Genomic DNA, 17,079 nt, shown 5'->3' with positions numbered 1-17,079 from the left:
CCCGGTCATCACCCTGGACGCCCGCCGCCGCGACAGCGCCAAGAGCGCCCTCATCACCCTCGTCGAACACGCCCTGCTCGCCCGGCTCCGCTGACACCCGCGCCGAGCTGAAGGGGCGCGCCGGCTCCGAAAGGAAGAAGGGCCGAGCCGCCGACGAAGGAGGTGGCGAAGCGCCCGCCGACCGTCGGCACCGGATCCGGAGCACCCCGGAGGCGAGCGCGCGAGTAGCAGCCCCGGCCCGCGGGACTTCGCGAAGTCCCGCGGGCCGTCGGCGGGTTCGGGGCGGCTACTCGGCCGGCTCCAGCCCCGCGCGGATCAGGCCGTAGGTGTACGCGTCCTCAAGTGCCAGCCAGGAGGCGGCGATCACGTTGTCGGCGACGCCGACGGTGGACCAGGTGGTGGTGCCGTCGGTGGACTCGATCAGCACCCGGGTCTTCGAGCCGGTGCCGTGCTGGCCCTCCAGGATGCGGACCTTGTAGTCCACCAACTCGAAGGCGGCCAGCGGCGGGTAGATGCCCTCCAGGGCCGTCCGCAGCGCCTGGTCCAGCGCGTTGACCGGGCCGTTGCCCTCACCGGTGGCGATCCGGCGCTCGCCCTTGGCCCACAGCTTGACGGTCGCCTCGTTGCCCGAAACCCCGTTCGGGCCCTGCTCGCTGATGGTCCGCCAGGACTCCAGGGTGTAGAAGCGCTCCCGGCTGCCGCGCACCTCGTCGCGCAGCAGCAGCTCGAAGGAGGCGTCGGCGGACTCGTAGGTGTAGCCGAGGCTCTCCTGCTCCTTGACCCTGGCCACCACCCGGCCGGCCAGGTCGCGGTCGGTGGAGAGGTCGTAGCCGAGTTCCTTGCCCTTGAGCTCGACCGAGGCCCGGCCGGCCATGTCGGAGACCAGCATCCGCATGGTGTTGCCGACCAGCTCGGGGTCGATGTGCTGGTACAGGTCCGGGTCGACCTTGATCGCGGAGGCGTGCAGGCCCGCCTTGTGGGCGAAGGCCGAGAAGCCGACGTACGGCTGGTGGGTGGACGGGGCCAGGTTGACCAGCTCGGCGATCGCGTGCGAGATCCGGGTCATCTCGGTCAGCCGGCCCTCGGGCAGCACCCGCCGGTCGTACTTGAGCTCCAGCGCGCCGACCACCGGGAACAGGTTGGCGTTGCCGACCCGCTCGCCGTAGCCGTTGGCGGTGCACTGCACGTGGGTCGCGCCGGCGTCCACCGCGGCCAGGGTGTTGGCCACCGCGCAGCCGGTGTCGTCCTGGGCGTGCACGCCGATCCGGGCGCCGGTCGCGGCGATCACGTCGGCGACGGTCTCCCGGACACCAGCCGGCAGCATCCCGCCGTTGGTGTCGCACAGCACCACCACGTCTGCCCCGGCCTGGTGCGCGGCGCGGACCACCGCGAGGGCGTACTCGCGGTTGGCCCGGTAGCCGTCGAAGAAGTGCTCGCAGTCGATGAAGACCCGTCGGCCCTGGGCGCGCAGGAACTCGACGCTGTCCCGGATCATCTCCAGGTTCTCGTCCAGCGTGGTGCGCAGCGCCAGCTCCACGTGCCTGTCGTGCGCCTTGGCGACCAGGGTCACCACGGGCGCTCCGGAGGCGACCAGCGCGGCCAGCTGCGGGTCGTCGGCCGCCTTGCCGCCCGCTCGGCGGGTGGCGCCGAAGGCCACCAGTCGGGCGTTGCGCAGCTCCAGCTCGGCGGCGGCGCGGGCGAAGAACTCGGTGTCGCGCGGGTTGGCCCCGGGCCAGCCGCCCTCGATGAAGCCGACCCCGAACTCGTCCAGGTGCCGGGCGATGGCCAGCTTGTCCGCCACCGTCAGGTTGATGCCCTCGCGCTGCGCGCCGTCGCGCAGCGTGGTGTCGAACACGTGGAAACTGTCGTCGGTACGGCTGACCTCGGTCATGACCCCTGGTTCTCCGTTCGGGGAGGTTCGTACTGCTCTGCCGGATTCTCGTCCCGGCTCCACTGTCCAGGATCCCGCGCGCGGCCCGGGTGTCCCCGAGCCCTTCGTGGGGGCTCTCGGCCGGTCCGGGTGCTGTGCTCGACGGGGCTGTGCCCACGGTGTCCGTGGGGCTGCGCCCGAAAAGCAAAAGACCCCTCGCGGGTGCGAGAGGTCTGCGCGCGGGTCTGGACGCTCGTGGTCGCTCCGCATCGGGTCCTGCGGAAGCGGTCACTGCGGACCGGCGCGCCTGCTGCTAATGATCAGCGAAAGCGAGGACACGCTCGCAGTCTGACACAGCTTCCGGGATCCGGCCCGCCCGTCTCGCGATGCGATACGTGGCGGGCCGGGGGCGGTGGGGCGCTCCTCGGATCAGACGATCTTGTGCAGCCAGCCGTGGGTGTCGGGAGCCTGGCCGCCCTGGATGGCGAGCAGGGCCCGGCGCAGCTCCATGGTGATCGGGCCGGGCTCGCCGGTGCCGACGGTCCAGTCGGCGGCGGCGGACTTGACCGAGCCGACCGGGGTGATGACGGCGGCGGTGCCGCAGGCGAAGACCTCGGTGAGGGTGCCGTCGGCGTTGGCCTGCTGCCACTCGTCGGTGGAGATCTTCCGCTCCTCGACCGCGTAGCCGAGGTCGGAGGCCAGGCGCAGCAGCGAGTCACGGGTGATGCCGGGCAGCAGCGCGCCGGACAGCTCCGGGGTCACGATCCTGGCGTCCTCGCCCTCGCCGAAGACGAAGTACAGGTTCATGCCGCCCATCTCCTCGACCCACCGGTGCTCGGCGGCGTCGAGCCAGACCACCTGGTCGCAGCCCTTCTCGGCGGCCTGGGCCTGGGCGACCAGCGAGGCCGCGTAGTTGCCCGCGCACTTGGCGGCGCCGGTGCCGCCGGGGGCGGCCCGGACGTACTCCTTGGACAGCCAGACCGAGACCGGCTTGATGCCGCCCTGGAAGTAGGCGCCGGCCGGGGAGGCGATGATCATGAACAGGTAGGAGTTCGCCGGGCGGACGCCCAGGCCGACCTCGGTGGCGAACATGAACGGACGCAGGTACAGGCTCTGCTCCGGCTCGTTCGGGACCCACTCCCGCTCCTGCTGGACCAGCAGCTCGACGGCCTCGACGAAGGCCTCGACCGGCAGCTCCGGCATCGCCAGGCGGCGCGCGGAGGCCTGGAAGCGCAGGGCGTTGGCCTCCGGGCGGAAGGTCGCGATCGAGCCGTCGGTCTGGCGGTAGGCCTTCAGGCCCTCGAAGATCGCCTGGCCGTAGTGCAGCGTCATGTTCGCCGGGTCCATCTCCACCGGCGCGTACGGGACCAGCTGGGCGTCGTGCCAGCCGCGGCCCTCGGTCCAGCGGATGGTGACCATGTGGTCGGTGAAGACGCGGCCGAAGCCGGGGTTGGTCAGCCGGGCCTCGCGCTCCGCTGCGGACAGCGGGTGGGCGGAGGGCTTGAGGTCGAACGTGATGGGCGCCTGGGTGGGCGTGCTCATGGCTGTTTCCTTCACCGTGGGGTTGGTTCGGACCGCCCCACCGGAAGAACGTCACGGCGATCCAACGCCGGAACGAACGCACGACGGCACGGCCCACTGTCGATACTCGCATCCAGAGGGCCGTGCCGAACAGCCGCCGACTCCTTGGGGAGCTGCAAGCTGCGGTTATGCGGTCCGGCCCACCTGGCCGAACCTCTTTGGGTCCGGCCCGTCAGCCGGATACTCGGGCGGCGAGCGCGTCGCCGACCTCGGACGTGGAACGGGTGCCGGCGCGCTCGGCGAGGTCCGCCGCGACGGCGGACTCCACCTTGGCGGCCTCGGCCGTGTAGCCGAGGTGCTCCAGCAGCATGGCGACCGACAGCACGGTGGCGGTCGGATCGGCCTTGCCCTGGCCGGCGATGTCCGGCGCCGAGCCGTGCACCGGCTCGAACATGGCCGGGTACTCGCCGCTCGGGTTGATGTTGCCGCTCGCGGCGAGGCCGATACCACCGGTCACGGCGGCGGCCAGGTCGGTCAGGATGTCGCCGAACAGGTTGTCGGTGACGATGACGTCGAAGCGCTCCGGCTGGGTGACCAGGTGGATGGTGGCCGCGTCGACGTGCAGGTACTCGGTGGTGACCTCCGGGAACTCCGCGCCGACCTCGGCGAAGATCCGCGACCACAGGTGCCCGGCGTGCACCAGCACGTTGTTCTTGTGCACCAGGGTGAGCTTCTTGCGCGGCCGCGCCTGGGCCCGGCGGTAGGCGTCGCGCACCACGCGCTCGATGCCGAACGCGGTGTTCAGGCTGACCTCGGTGGCCACCTCGTGCGGGGTACCGGTGCGCAGCGAGCCGCCGTTGCCGACGTACGGGCCCTCGGTGCCCTCGCGGACGACCACGAAGTCGATCCGGGGGTCGCCCGCCAGCGCGGACTTCACGCCGGGGAACAGCCGGCCCGGCCGCAGGTTGATGTGGTGGTCGAAGGCGAACCGCAGCTTGAGCAGCAGACCCCGCTCCAGCACCCCGGACGGCACGCTCGGGTCACCGATGGCGCCCAGCAGGATCGCGTCGAAGGCCTTCAGCTCGGTCAGCACGCTGTCCGGCAGCGTCTCCCCGGTCCGGTGGTAGCGCCGGGCGCCGAGGTCGTACTCGGTGGTCTCCAGCTTCACATCGGCGGGAAGCGCGGCCTCCAGGACCTTCAGACCTTCGGCCACCACTTCCTGGCCGATGCCGTCACCCGGGACAACTGCGAGACGAATGGTGCGAGACATGCTCGGACCCTACTCCGCCGTCCCAGCTTCTGACACCTCACGTCCAGTATTCGGACACGTTCGGATGACGACCACGCGCCCGACGGTGCGTCACCCCTTCGACGGGGCGCGCGTGGCCGAGAGTGCGCCGGGGGTGCGCACAGGGCCCGCCTCGCGGATCCCTGCCGGGCCCGCGGCGTGATCCGACAAGATCCACAAGGCAGGCCCTAGGGTGGCGTGATCCGGGGTTCCTGGCAGAAACGGGGCACGTACGTGAGGACCGAGCGGCGGCGGGAGGTGCTGGCCTGCGGGGGTGCGGCCGGGCTGGCGATGAGCGGGTACGCGCTCGCGGCCGGGCTGCGCGGGCGGTGGCCGACCGGGGCGGGCGAGGTCGCCGTGCCGTACCACGCGCACCTGTGGGACCTGCTGCGCGGACGGGCCGCCGGGGACGTGCTGTTCAACTGGAACAGCGGCTACGGCGTCCCCTTCCTGGCGGACTTCTTCGCCTACCTGATGAACCCCTTCTCCTGGCTGACCGCCCTGCTCCCCCGCGACCAGGGGCGGCTCGCCGTCTTCCTGGTCGCGCTGGCCACCATCGGCCTCGGCACCGCCCTGATGGCCCATCTGCTCGGCCGGCTGCACCCCGGCCCCCGCTGGCTGCGGGCGCTCGCCGCCGTCGGGTACGGGCTCTGCGCCTGGGTGCTGGACGTGGGCGGGGCCGCGCCGATGTGGCTCTGGGGGCTGGTCTCGCTGCCGCTGCTCGGCCTGGTCGGGGACTGGTGCCTGCGCGAGCGGCGCTGGGTGGCCGGCTCCCTGTGCGTGGCCCTCGCCTGGGCGGGAAACCTGTACACCGCCGCGTTGGCCACCCTGATGGCCGGACTCCTGTTCGCCGTCCGCATGTTCGCCACCCCGCGGCCGTTCCGGCACCGGGTCCGGGCCACCGGCCGGGCCGTCACCGTGACCACCACCGGGGTGCTGCTGGCCTCCCCCGTGCTGTTCGTCGCGATCCGCGCCGCGCGCAACGCCCAGCCCGAGTCCCCGGTGCAGCCGCTCGGCCCGGCCGGGCTCGGCAACCATCTCGCCCGGCTGCTGCCCACCACCCAGGGCGGGCGGCCGCTGCCGGACCTCGCGATCGGGGTGCTCGGGCTCCTGCTGGTGTGCGGGCTGCCGTTCAACCGGCGGGTGCGGATCCGCGAACGGGCGGTCTGGTGCGTGGCCCTGGTGCTGGTCGTCCTCAGCTTCCTCTGGACCCCGACCGTGCTGGTCTGGCACGGCCTGGCGATCCCGGCCGGCGGGCCGTACCGGGTCGCCTTCGTGCTCAGCGGGCTGCTGGTGCTGGCCGGCTGGGTGTCGCTGGCGCACCGGCCGGACGGACTCACCCTGCTGGGCGGCGCCGCCGTGGTCGCGGTGATCGCCGGACTGGCGGCGAGCCGGAACTCGGTCCGCACCGCCACCTGGGTGCTGCTGGGCGTCGGCGGCGTCGTCCTGCTGGCCGCGCTCTGGGTGCTGGAACGCCGGCACACCGACCGCCGGGCGAACACCGTCGCCACCTGGGTGCTCGGCGGCGCGGTACTCGGCAACGCCGTCTGGTCCGGGTACGCGGCGTTCGGCGCGGCCACCGCCGACACCGCCTCCCCGGCCGCCGTCCGCGCCGGGTACGCGGCCGTCCGCGGGGCCGTCGACTGGCCCGCCGGACGCAGCGACCCCGGCCCGCACGCCTTCGGCACCAACGACCCGCTGCTGCTGGACGGCCAGGGCGGCGGCTACTTCAGCAGCTACCTGCCGACCGTCGCGGCCCTGCTGCTGCACGACCTCGGTGCCGGCTGGACGGCCGGCGGACGGCAGACCACCAGCGTCACCGACCCGGTCGGGCAGGCGCTGTTCGCGGTCCGCGCCCACCTGGACGACGGCCCGCCCCCGTACGGCTTCACCCCCGGACGGGCCGCCGCGCCGCCGCTGGTCACCGTGCTGCCGCCGGGCGCCCGGCCGGACACCTCCTCGGTCTGGTCCCGGCAGGAGTCGCTGCTCGGCAGCCAGGTGTACGACGCCCCGCTGCCCACCCCGGCCAGCGGCCCGGTGCCCACCCTGCACGGCACCAGCGGCTGGTCGGTACCGCCCGGCGCCGAGGGCACGGTGTTCACCGCGAACTGCGCCCCGGGCGGAACGGCCTACTTCCACGGGGTCTGGTACCGGGGCACGGTCAGCGGCCTGGGCACCAGCTACCGCAGCGACGGCGAGCAGCCCACCACGGCGGTGGCGATCCACCGGCTGGGGACCGTCCCGGCGGACGGGACGGTCCGGGTGACCCTGCGGTCGGACGTGGTCAGCCAGGTCCCGGCCCGCCCGATCGGCTGTCTGCGGGCCGGCGCCCTGGAGGCCGCCGTCGCCCGTCTCACCGCCACCGGCGCCACCCGTGTCTCGGCCGGCGGCCACACCCTCACCGCGGCCCTCCCGGCCGGCTCGACCGGCACCGCCCTGCTCTCCGTCCCCGCCACCGAGGGCTGGAGCTGCGCCGTCGACGGCGGCCGCGTCGGCGCCCCCACCCCCGTCCTCGGCATGATCGGCGTCCCCCTCGGCACCGGCGCCTCCCGCCTCACCTGCGCCTTCCGCCCGCCCGGCCTCACCGAGGGCCTCACCGTCAGCTCCGCCACCACCGCGGTGCTGGCCCTGGTCGCCGTCTTCGCCCGACTCACCCGCCGCCCCACCCGCACCCCCCGGCGCACCCGCCGCCTGGCCGCCCGGGCCTCCGACGGGACGTGACGAGGGGCGGCCCGCCGCGTCCGGCGGGCCGCCCCCTACCCACGGATCACGTCCTCACGGATCACGGCAGGGTGACCACCTGGGCCCTGCGGTCCGCGGGGTTGAGGTGGTAGAGCAGCAGGAGCCGGGAGGTGTCGCCCTTCGTCCGGTGCACGTCGAGGACGGTGCCCGGGCCGGCCGGGGCCACCACGGTGGTGGGGCCGGTGAGGACGGCCTGGACGGCGAGGGCCGGGTGCAGGACGTCCAACGGGACGGTGGGGCGGGTGCCACGCAGGCCGATGGCGGAGTAGGAGTCGACCGGGTCGGGCTTGCCCGGGGCGGCGACGCTGGTCCAGACCCCGTAGTGGACGGTGCTGTGGCCGGGCTTGACGCCCGGGAGGGCGCCCAGCCGGACCGGGAGGACCAGGACGTCGCTGTCCAGCAGCTCGGTGTCGGTGTCGCCCCAGTGGGCGTTGAGCGGCTGGACGTCCAGCTCGTCGCCGGTGCGGGCGTCCAGGGCGCGGGAGACCAGGACGTCGCTGCCGCGCAGCCGGTCGGCCTTGAGGATCACGTCGGTGACGCCGTCCCCGTCGGTGTCCAGCGACACCCGCACCCCGTACAGCCCGACCGGCGTCGCCGCCGGGGCCCAGAGCCGCACGCCCACGTAAAGCCGGTCGGCGTCGACGGCCGCCCCCGCCGCCCGCAGGTTGGCGGCCCGGTCGCCGGGGTGCTCGGCACAGACGTCCTGCGGGTGCTCGGCCGACTCCGCGGCACCCTCGGGCCGGATGCCGGAGCCGGGGCCGACCGCCTTGCCGCCGCCGGGCGGGCAGTCGGGCCAGCGGGCGGCCTCGCCGCCGAGCGCGAGGGCGGTGACCAGTCCGGGCCGCCCGCCCGGCGCCGCGGTGCCGCCGAGCGTGACCAGGGTGCCGTGCCGGGCGGTCCGGACGGAGGCCGTCACCGCGAGGTCGCTCGCCGGGCGCGGGGCGGCGAACACCGGGACCCGCAGCTGCGGCAGCGCCGCGTCGCCGACCGGGCTGAACAGCACCCGTCCGGAGAGCTCGCCGCGGTAGCTGCGCGCCTTGCCGCCCTGCAGGGTGTCGATGGTCGGGTCGGGCGTACGGCCCAACTCCCCCGGTACGGACAGCGTGACCTTCACCCGTGCGGTACCGCCCGCCGGCACGTCCACCTGCGCGGGCGTCACCTGGTAGGAAGCACCCGGGAGTTCGGTCGCGGCCGCGTATCCGGTGCGGTAACTGAGGTTCGAGGCCGAGTGGTTGCGCAGCTCGATCTCCCGGCCGAGCGCGGTCGGCCCGCCGATCCCGACCGGCCCGAAGGAGACCCCGACGCTGCCCGCCTCGGCGCCCTCCCCCGCCGCGTAGGCGACCACCGGCGTCCGGACCGCCCGGTCGACCTGGGCCCGGCCGGCTCCGGTGCGCTCGGGCCCGTAGACCGGCCCGGTGTGGCCGTCGCCGAGCCAGGTGTCGGTGCTGGTGTTCATCAGTGCGGCCTTGACCTGCTCGACCGGCCAGTCCCGGTGCGCGGCGCGGACCAGCGCCGCCAGTCCGGCGACGTGCGGGGTGGCCATCGAGGTGCCGTTCTCGCGCTGGCCGCCGCTGCCGCTGCCGACCAGGGCGGACCAGATGGTCTCGCCCGGGGCGGCGAGGTCGGGCTTGACCACCCCGGGCACGCCGATGCCCCGGGAGCTGAAGTCGGTGAGGGTGTCGGCCCGGGACGGCTGGTTCTGGGAGACCGAGCCGTGCAGCCGGTTGCCGGGCGCGGCGAGCCGGACCCGGACGTCCCCGGCGGTCGCGGCCTTCAGCAGCCTGTCGCCGTCGGTGTGGGCGAGCAGCACGGCCGGGATCCGGTCGTCGCCCGAGATCTCGGCCAGATGGTCGCTGTCGGCGGCGTAGAGCGCGCCGATCGCCCCGGCGTCGGCGGCGTGGTCGGCGCGCGGGCCGGAGTTGCAGGCCCGGTCGGCCTCGCCGGTGCGCCAGGTGAGCAGCGCGATCCTGCCCTTCAGCCGTTGCTTGTCCGCCTCACTGAAGGCGGTGCAGCCGTCCGCCTGGTCGACGGGCAGGGCGAGCGCGCCGCTCACGTCGGCGGTGGACCAGCCCTGGTAGCGCTCGCTCCAGTGGCCGGGGACCACCCCGGCGAGCGCGGCGGGGGCGAGCACGGTGATGCCGTCCACGTCGGCGTGACCGTGCACGGAGGCGGCGACGGTGATGGCCCGGGCGGCGGTGCCGGGGCTGCCGCCGATGCCGTAGACGTCGCCCTCGTTGCCCGCGGCCGCGACCACCGCGGTGCCGAGCGCGGCGAGCTTGTCGACGGCCAGCGCGTCGGCGTCGTCGGGGCTGCCGAAGCGGCTGCCGAGCGAGAGGTTGACCACGTCGAGCCGGTCGCCGAGGTCGCCGTCGCCGTTGGGGTCGGCGGCCAGGTCGAGCGCCTGGGCGAGCCGGTCGGTGGCGCCGTCGCAGCCGAACACCCGGATGCCGTACAGCTGCGCGCCGGGGGCGGCACCGGGGCCGATCTTGAACGAGGCCGGGTCGAGCCCGGGCCGGTACGGGCCGGCGTACGGACGGCCGTCGGCGGTGACGCCGTACCCGGCCGCCGTCCCGGCGACGTGGGTGCCGTGTCCGTTGCGCACGCAGTCGATCGGGTTGTCGCTGGGGTGCGGGACCGGCTGGTACTGCGGGGAGGACGGGTCGGGGTTGTAGTCGTCGCCGACCAGGTCCTTGCCGCCGACCACCTTGACGGTGGGGAACAGCGCGGCGGGCGCGGGCTTGCCGCGCTCGACCGAGCGGAACGCCTCCTCGGTGCCGGGGCCGCCGAAGTCGGCGTGGGTGTAGTCGATACCGCTGTCGATGATCCCGATCCGGACGCCCTGACCGGTGTTCCCGGCGAGGGCCTGGTCACCCTCCCAGACCTTCGGGGCGCCGGTCAGCGGCACGGAGTAGGCGTTGTCACGCTGCTTGTTCACGATCGGGTGGACGGCCTGGACGCCGGGCAGCGCCCGCAGCGCGGGCAGCCGCTCGGCGGGCGCACTGACCGCGAGGCCGGTGAACAGGGTGCGGGTGCGGTAGAGCTCGCGGGCGGCGGGCGCGGCCCGGTGGACGGCGTCGGCGATCCGGTCGAGCGCGTCCCCGGCCCGGGCCCGCTGGGCGGCTCCGACCCGGGCGGCCTCCCGGCGGACGGCCTCCGGCGAGCGCTGGGCCCGCCGGGCCGTCTCGGTGGCATGCCGCCAGGCGGGGCCGGCCGCCTCGGTGGTGAGTTCGAGCAGGACGGAGGCGGTACGGCCCTCGCCCGGCGGTCCGGCGGCGGACGGGTCGCCGGCCGCCGGGGTGGCGGCGAGCGCGGCGGCCCCTGCCAACAGGACCAGGGTGAGGCCGATCCGGGCGATCGGTCGGCGGACGGGTGGCAGACGCACTGGGCCCTCTCCCCCGGCAGGGGGACTGATCCGCACACCGTGTCGCTGACGCCCGCCCGCGCGGACGTCGATCACCCTTCCGGGGGCCCCAAATTAGGATGATCGCGCCGGCTGGGGCGAGCAACTTCCCCCGGACGGAGCCGAGTTGCACCCGACCGAGTGACCTGGTGTCAGCCCGATCGGCCCAGTAGGCCGATGAACGCCACCGGCGTCGACGATCAGCTGTGGCCGGTCACGCCGCCGTTGTCGCGGCGGTCGAGCGAGCGCTGCAGGGCGGCGGCGGCGAAGGGGTTCCGCTCGGCGGCCCGGCGACGGCGCGGGGCGCGGACGGGGGCGGCGGCGGGGGCGGAAGTGGCGTGGCGGTCGGCGGTGGCGGGCATACCGGGCTCCTTGGAAGCGGCGCCGCGAAAGCAGGCGCGGAGGGGGAGATGGGTACGCGCGGGAGCAGGGATCGCCTGCTCGTGATGGCGCACGCGCATACGGGCCGCGCGCCCTGGCTACAGGGGCGGCACACCGTATGGCTCTTCTACGGTAAGGCCCCGCCCCGGCCGTGTCTGCACGAATACTTGGATTTCCTAGTATCTGAGACGGGGGCCGCCCGGGAGAACGCAGCAGGGCCCGGACCACCGTGCGAACGGCGGTCCGGGCCCTGCTCAGGCCGGTGGGATCAGCCCAGGTCGACCGAGCGCGCGAAGCGGGCGCCGATCTCGGCGGCGATCGCCGTCAGCACGTCCTGGGGGATCTCGCTGTCCACGGTGATGGAGGCGAGGGCGCCGCCGCCGTCCCGGGCGACCTGCATGCCCGCGATGTTGATGCCCGCGTCGCCCAGGTGGCGGCCGAGCACGCCGACCACGCCGGGGCGGTCCTCGTACTTGAAGAAGGCCATGTGGTCGGTGAGCGCCACGTCCACGTCGAAGGCGTCCACGCCGACGATCTTCTGGGTCTGCTTCGGACCGGACAGCGTGCCGGAGATCGCGATCTCCTCGCCGTTCGCGAGGGTGCCGCGCACGGTGATCACGTTGCGGTGCTCGGGGCTCTCGCTGGAGGTGGTCAGACGGACCTCGACGCCGCGCTCCTGGGCGAACAGCGGGGCGTTGACGTAGGACACCGTCTCCGCCACCACGTCCTCGAACACGCCCTTCAGCGCGGACAGTTCGAGCACCTTCACGTCGTGCTGGGTGATCTCGCCGCGGACCTCGACGTCCAGGCGGACGGCCACCTCGCCGGCCAGTGCGGTGAAGATCCGGCCGAGCTTCTCGGCCAGTGGCAGACCCGGGCGCACGTCCTCGGCGATCACACCGCCCTGGACGTTGACGGCGTCCGGTACCAGCTCGCCGGCCAGCGCGAGGCGCACCGACCTGGCGACCGCGATGCCGGCCTTCTCCTGCGCCTCGTCGGTGGAGGCGCCCAGGTGCGGGGTGGCGACCACGTTGTCGAAGGCGAACAGCGGGGAGTCGGTGCACGGCTCCTTGGCGTACACGTCCAGGCCCGCGCCGGCCACCCGGCCCTCGCTCAGGGCGCTGGCGAGCGCCTCCTCGTCCACGATGCCGCCGCGGGCGGCGTTGACGATGCGCACGGTCGGCTTGACCTTGTGCAGCGCCTCGTCGCCGATCAGGCCGATGGTCTCGGGGGTCTTGGGGAGGTGGACGGTGATGAAGTCCGAGACCTCCAGCAGCTCCTCCAGCGAGACCAGCTTGACGCCCATCTGCGCGGCGCGGGCGGCCTGGATGTAGGGGTCGTACGCGACGATCTTCATCCCGAACGCGGACATCCGCTGGGCGACCAGGACACCGATCCGGCCGAGGCCGACCACGCCGAGGATCTTCTCACTCAGCTCGACGCCGGTGTACTTGTTGCGCTTCCACTCACCCTGCTTGAGCGCGGCGTTGGCCGGCGCGATGTTACGGGCGACGGAGATCAGCAGGCCGCAGGCCAGCTCGGCGGCGGTGACGATGTTCGAGGTCGGCGCGTTGACGACCATCACGCCGGCCTTGGTGGCGGCGGCGACGTCCACGTTGTCCAGGCCGACGCCGGCCCGGGCGACCACCTTGAGCTTGCGGGCGGCGGCCAGCGCCTCGGCGTCGACCTTGGTGGCGGAACGGATCAGGATCGCGTCCACGTCGGCGATCGCGGTGAGCAGCTCGGTGCGGTCGGCGCCGTTGCAGTGGCGGATCTCGAAGTCGGGGCCGAGGGCGTCGACGGTGGCGGGCGAAAGCTCTTCGGCGATCAGGACGACGCCAGTTTTCACAGTGGTCGCAGTGCTCACGACAGTGTGTCCTTAACTGTCCGGTTCCCCGGGCACACGTAGGTGGCGTGGAGGGCGGGGAAGGTGGCATGCCGCGTAGGTAGACGCACGACGCTGTGGGCCTGACGCGCACTCGGAAGTGTATCGACGGGCTTGGTACCAGGCTGCTCCCGTCCGGCGAAATCACCCGGACGGGAGCAGCCTACTTGTACAAGGGCCCTGTGGGATCAGGGCTACGGGGCGAAGAGGCTCAGGCCTTCTCGTTGACCCAGCTCATCAGCGAGCGCAGCTTCTTGCCGGTGGTCTCCAGCAGGTGGTCCTCGTCGGCCTTCTTGTACTCGTTGTACTTGGGCAGGCCCGCCTTGTACTCGGCGATCCAGGTGTTGGCGAAGGTGCCGTCCTGGATCTCGGCGAGGACCTGCTTCATCGCGGCCTTGGTGTCGGCCGTGATGATGCGCGGGCCGGTGACGTAGTCGCCCCACTCGGCGGTCTCGGAGACCGACCAGCGCATCTTCTCCAGGCCGCCCTCGTACATCAGGTCGACGATGAGCTTCAGCTCGTGCAGGCACTCGAAGTAGGCGATCTCCGGCTGGTAGCCGGCCTCGACCAGGGTCTCGAACCCGGCCTTCACCAGGGCCGCGGTGCCACCGCAGAGGACGGCCTGCTCACCGAACAGGTCGGTCTCGGTCTCCTCGGTGAAGGTGGTCTTGATGACGCCGGCCTTGGTGGCGCCCAGGCCCTTGGCGTACGACAGCGCCAGGGCGAACGCGTTGCCCGAGGCGTCCTGCTCGACGGCCACGATCGCCGGGACGCCGCGGCCCTCCTCGTACTGGCGGCGGACCAGGTGGCCCGGGCCCTTCGGGGCGACCATGCAGACGTCGACGTCCGCCGGGGGCTTGATGAAGCCGAAGCGGATGTTCAGGCCGTGGCCGAAGAACAGGGCGTCGCCGGCCTTCAGGTGCGGGGCGATGTCGGCCTCGTAGACGTCGGCCTGGATCGGGTCCGGCACCAGGATCATGATGACGTCGGCCTCGGCCGCCGCCTCGGCCGGGGTGACCACGCGCAGGCCGGCCTCCTCGGCCTTGGCACGGGACTTGGACTCGGGCTTCAGGCCGACCCGGACATCGGCGCCGGAGTCGCGCAGGGACAGCGCGTGGGCGTGACCCTGGCTGCCGTAGCCGATGACCGCGACCTTGCGGCCCTGGATGATGGACAGGTCGGCGTCGTCTTCGTAGAACAGCTCGGCCACGGGGGCACATCTCCTTGCGTGTTGGTGCCGGGTGCGCGGTTCCTACCGTATGCGCGCCGGCGGGGTGTGGGTCGTTGCGTAAGGGGTGCCGCTCGCCGGCGCCCTTGGAAGGGCGGTGACGGGCGACGGGTGGGCGAGACGGCGCTTGCTCAGGCGCTGCGGTCGAGGGCGCGCAGCGACCGGTCCGTGATGGAACGGGCGCCGCGGCCGATGGCGACCAGGCCGGACTGGACCAACTCCTTGATGCCGTAAGGCTCCAGCATCCGGAGCATGGCCTCCAGCTTGTCCGAGCTGCCAGTGGCCTCGATCGTCACCGCTTCGGGTGACACGTCGACGGTCTTGGCTCGGAACAGCTGGACGATCTCGACGATCTGCGACCGGGTCTCGTTGTCGGCGCGGACCTTCACCAGGACCAGTTCCCGCTGGATCGCAGCGGACTGGTCGAGTTCGACGATCTTTATCACGTTCACGAGCTTGTTGAGCTGCTTGGTGACCTGTTCCAGCGGGAGGTCCTCGACGTTGACCACGATCGTCATCCGGGACACGTCCGGGTGCTCGGTCGGGCCGACGGCGAGGGAGTCGATGTTGAAGCCCCGACGGGAGAACAGCGAGGCGATGCGGGCGAGCACGCCGGGCTTGTTCTCGACCAGGACGGAGAGGGTGTGCTTGGACATGGGATTCCTCAGTCGTTCTGGATAGGGGCTGTCAGTCGAGATCGTCGCCGAAGTCGGGGCGGACGCCCTTGGCGAACTGGATCTCGTCGTTGCTGGTGCCGGCCGCGACCATCGGCCAGACCATGGCGTCCTGGTGGACGATGAAGTCGATGACGACCGGGCGGTCGTTGATCTCCATCGCCTGCTTGATGACCGTGTCCAGGTCCTCGGGGCGCTCGCAGCGCAGGCCGACGCAGCCCATCGCCTCGGACAGCAGGACGAAGTCGGGGATCCGGGTGCCCTGGGCCGGCGGCTCGATGCCGTCGTGGTCGGGGCCCGAGTGCAGCACGGTGTTGGAGTAGCGCTGGTTGTAGAACAGCGTCTGCCACTGCCGGACCATGCCCAGCGAGCCGTTGTTGATGATCGCGACCTTGATCGGGATGCCGTTCAGGGCGCAGGTGACCAGCTCCTGGTTGGTCATCTGGAAGCAGCCGTCGCCGTCGATGGCCCAGACCGCGCTCTCCGGGCGGCCGGCCTTGGCGCCCATGGCCGCCGGGACGGCGTAGCCCATGGTGCCGGCGCCGCCGGAGTTGAGCCAGGTGCCGGGCTTCTCGAAGCGGATGTACTGCGAGCTCCACATCTGGTGCTGGCCGACGCCCGCGGCGTAGATGGCGTCCGGGCCGACGAGCCGGCCGATCCGCTCGATGACCTGCTGCGGGGAGAGCTGGCCGCTCGGGGCCGGCTCGTAGCCCAGCGGGTAGGTCTTCTTCCACTCGTTGAGCTTCTCCCACCACTCCGAGTAGTCGCCCTTGTGACCGGCGTCGAACTCGGCCTGGACGGCGACGATCAGGTCGGCCAGCACCTCGCGGGCGTCGCCGACGATCGGCACGTCCGCCGGGCGGTTCTTGCCGATCTCGGCCGGGTCGATGTCGGCGTGCACGACCTTGGCGTACGGGGCGAAGCCGTCCAGCTTGCCGGTGACCCGGTCGTCGAAGCGGGCGCCGAGGGTGAACAGCAGGTCCGACTTCTGCAGCGCGGTGACCGCCGGGACGGAGCCGTGCATGCCGGGCATGCCCAGGTGCTGCGGGTGGCTGTCCGGGAAGGCCCCGAGCGCCATCAGAGTGGTGACGACCGGGGCGCCGGTCAGCTCGGCGAGGATCCGCAGCTCGGCGGTGGCCTGCGCCTTGATCACGCCGCCGCCGACGTAGAGCACCGGGCGCTTGGCGCTGACCAGCATCTTCGCGGCCTCGCGGATCTGCTTGGCGTGCGGCTTGGTGACCGGGCGGTAGCCGGGCAGCGAGGCCTCGACCGGCCACCGGAAGGTGGTGGTGGCCTGCAGGGCGTCCTTGGCGATGTCGACCAGGACCGGGCCGGGGCGGCCGGTCGCGGCGATGTGGAAGGCCTCGGCGATCACCCGGGGGATCTCGGCCGGGTCGGTGACCAGGTAGTTGTGCTTGGTGATCGGCATCGTGATGCCGCAGATGTCCGCCTCCTGGAAGGCGTCGGTGCCGATCGCCTTGGAGGCGACCTGACCGGTGATCGCGACCATCGGCACGGAGTCCATGTACGCGTCGGCGATCGGGGTGACCAGGTTGGTCGCGCCGGGGCCGGAGGTGGCCATGCAGACCCCGACCCGGCCGGTGGCCTGGGCGTAGCCGGTGGCGGCGTGGCCGGCGCCCTGCTCGTGCCGGACCAGGATGTGGCGCACCTTGGCGGAGTCCATCAGCGGGTCGTACGCGGGAAGGATGGCCCCGCCCGGAATGCCGAAGACGGTGTCCGCGCCCACGGCCTCAAGCGAGCGGATGAGCGACTGGGCTCCGGTCATGGTCTCGGCGACGTGCTGGGGCGCGGGAGCGTGGGCGGCCGGGTTGTCCCCGCGGCGGGGGGATGCGGCGTGCTCAGTCATCTGCCTGTCTCTTCTCGGGTTTTGCCGGTCCGGTGCTGCGGGCCCCGCTACTGCGAGGGTGGGGTCCCGGTCCGGGCCGATCGCCGGCTCTGCCTCAATCGTCCCGCGCAAATCCGATGAATCGGACTTCTCAGGGCAATCGGGCCAGGGGTCTTGCGGGGGTGGAACAGCGTCAGTGCAACAAAAAACCCCTCGTGCCCAAGGGCATGCGAGGGGTGGCGCG

General features: G+C 72.9%; 10 protein-coding genes and 1 pseudogene. 2 read left to right on the top strand and 9 right to left on the bottom strand.

Features of this window, described 5'->3' with window-relative positions; genetic code table 11:
- Window positions 1-94, top strand: a pseudogene (locus tag ACH4E7_RS02515) (ATP-binding protein); the annotation flags it as partial.
- 192 nt (window positions 95-286) lie between these two features.
- Here ACH4E7_RS02515 and cimA read toward each other — a convergent pair.
- The 3 genes from cimA to ACH4E7_RS02500 all read right to left on the bottom strand — a co-directional run bounded on the left by cimA (window position 287) and on the right by ACH4E7_RS02500 (window position 4,661).
- Window positions 287-1,891: a citramalate synthase gene (gene cimA / locus ACH4E7_RS02510; RefSeq protein WP_396247124.1), complete on the bottom strand. Its 1,605-nt coding sequence runs from the start codon at window positions 1,889-1,891 to the stop codon at window positions 287-289.
- A gap of 408 nt (window positions 1,892-2,299) precedes the next feature.
- Window positions 2,300-3,412, bottom strand: coding sequence for a branched-chain amino acid aminotransferase (locus tag ACH4E7_RS02505; protein WP_355673899.1), 1,113 nt, complete (start codon window positions 3,410-3,412; stop codon window positions 2,300-2,302).
- Between the two features lie 211 nt (window positions 3,413-3,623).
- The gene (locus ACH4E7_RS02500) at window positions 3,624-4,661 is read right to left on the bottom strand and encodes a 3-isopropylmalate dehydrogenase (RefSeq protein WP_396247123.1); all 1,038 of its coding nucleotides are present in this window, start codon (window positions 4,659-4,661) and stop codon (window positions 3,624-3,626) included.
- Window positions 4,662-4,913: 252 nt separating this feature from the next.
- Here ACH4E7_RS02500 and ACH4E7_RS02495 point away from each other — a divergent pair, with 252 nt between their 5' ends.
- Window positions 4,914-7,400: a YfhO family protein gene (locus tag ACH4E7_RS02495; protein ID WP_396247122.1), complete on the top strand. Its 2,487-nt coding sequence runs from the start codon at window positions 4,914-4,916 to the stop codon at window positions 7,398-7,400.
- Window positions 7,401-7,461: 61 nt separating this feature from the next.
- Here the strand turns inward: ACH4E7_RS02495 and ACH4E7_RS02490 are convergent, their stop codons facing one another.
- The 6 genes from ACH4E7_RS02490 to ACH4E7_RS02465 all read right to left on the bottom strand — a co-directional run bounded on the left by ACH4E7_RS02490 (window position 7,462) and on the right by ACH4E7_RS02465 (window position 16,856).
- The gene (locus ACH4E7_RS02490) at window positions 7,462-10,803 is read right to left on the bottom strand and encodes a S8 family serine peptidase (protein WP_396247121.1); all 3,342 of its coding nucleotides are present in this window, start codon (window positions 10,801-10,803) and stop codon (window positions 7,462-7,464) included.
- A gap of 218 nt (window positions 10,804-11,021) precedes the next feature.
- Window positions 11,022-11,183, bottom strand: a complete 162-nt coding sequence (locus ACH4E7_RS02485; RefSeq protein WP_396247120.1) for a hypothetical protein — start codon at window positions 11,181-11,183, stop codon at window positions 11,022-11,024.
- A 287-nt stretch (window positions 11,184-11,470) separates the two neighbouring features.
- Window positions 11,471-13,051, bottom strand: coding sequence for a phosphoglycerate dehydrogenase (gene serA, locus ACH4E7_RS02480; RefSeq protein WP_396247155.1), 1,581 nt, complete (start codon window positions 13,049-13,051; stop codon window positions 11,471-11,473).
- 247 nt (window positions 13,052-13,298) lie between these two features.
- Window positions 13,299-14,297: a ketol-acid reductoisomerase gene (gene ilvC, locus ACH4E7_RS02475; protein WP_396247119.1), complete on the bottom strand. Its 999-nt coding sequence runs from the start codon at window positions 14,295-14,297 to the stop codon at window positions 13,299-13,301.
- A 149-nt stretch (window positions 14,298-14,446) separates the two neighbouring features.
- Window positions 14,447-14,971 carry an acetolactate synthase small subunit gene (ilvN, locus tag ACH4E7_RS02470; RefSeq protein ID WP_350744929.1) on the bottom strand — a complete coding sequence of 175 codons (525 nt, stop codon included), beginning with the start codon at window positions 14,969-14,971 and terminating at the stop codon, window positions 14,447-14,449.
- A 31-nt stretch (window positions 14,972-15,002) separates the two neighbouring features.
- Window positions 15,003-16,856: an acetolactate synthase large subunit gene (locus ACH4E7_RS02465; protein ID WP_396247118.1), complete on the bottom strand. Its 1,854-nt coding sequence runs from the start codon at window positions 16,854-16,856 to the stop codon at window positions 15,003-15,005.
- Window positions 16,857-17,079 lie beyond the last annotated feature (223 nt).

Origin of the sequence: Kitasatospora sp. NPDC018058 (assembly GCF_044327205.1) — a bacterium.
Taxonomy (GTDB): domain Bacteria; phylum Actinomycetota; class Actinomycetes; order Streptomycetales; family Streptomycetaceae; genus Kitasatospora.
The sequence above is the reverse complement of the archived record's forward strand: the minus strand, read 5'-3'. Positions and strand labels throughout refer to the sequence as shown.

Bases quoted from the DNA above. Each gene is read 5' to 3' on its own strand.
- cimA (WP_396247124.1), bottom strand. From the start codon at position 1,891: ATGACCGAGGTCAGCCGTACCGACGACAGTTTCCACGTGTTCGACACC.
- ACH4E7_RS02505 (WP_355673899.1), bottom strand. From the start codon at position 3,412: ATGAGCACGCCCACCCAGGCGCCCATCACGTTCGACCTCAAGCCCTCC.
- ACH4E7_RS02500 (WP_396247123.1), bottom strand. From the start codon at position 4,661: ATGTCTCGCACCATTCGTCTCGCAGTTGTCCCGGGTGACGGCATCGGC.
- ACH4E7_RS02485 (WP_396247120.1), bottom strand. From the start codon at position 11,183: ATGCCCGCCACCGCCGACCGCCACGCCACTTCCGCCCCCGCCGCCGCC.
- ilvN (WP_350744929.1), bottom strand. From the start codon at position 14,971: ATGTCCAAGCACACCCTCTCCGTCCTGGTCGAGAACAAGCCCGGCGTG.
- ACH4E7_RS02465 (WP_396247118.1), bottom strand. From the start codon at position 16,856: ATGACTGAGCACGCCGCATCCCCCCGCCGCGGGGACAACCCGGCCGCC.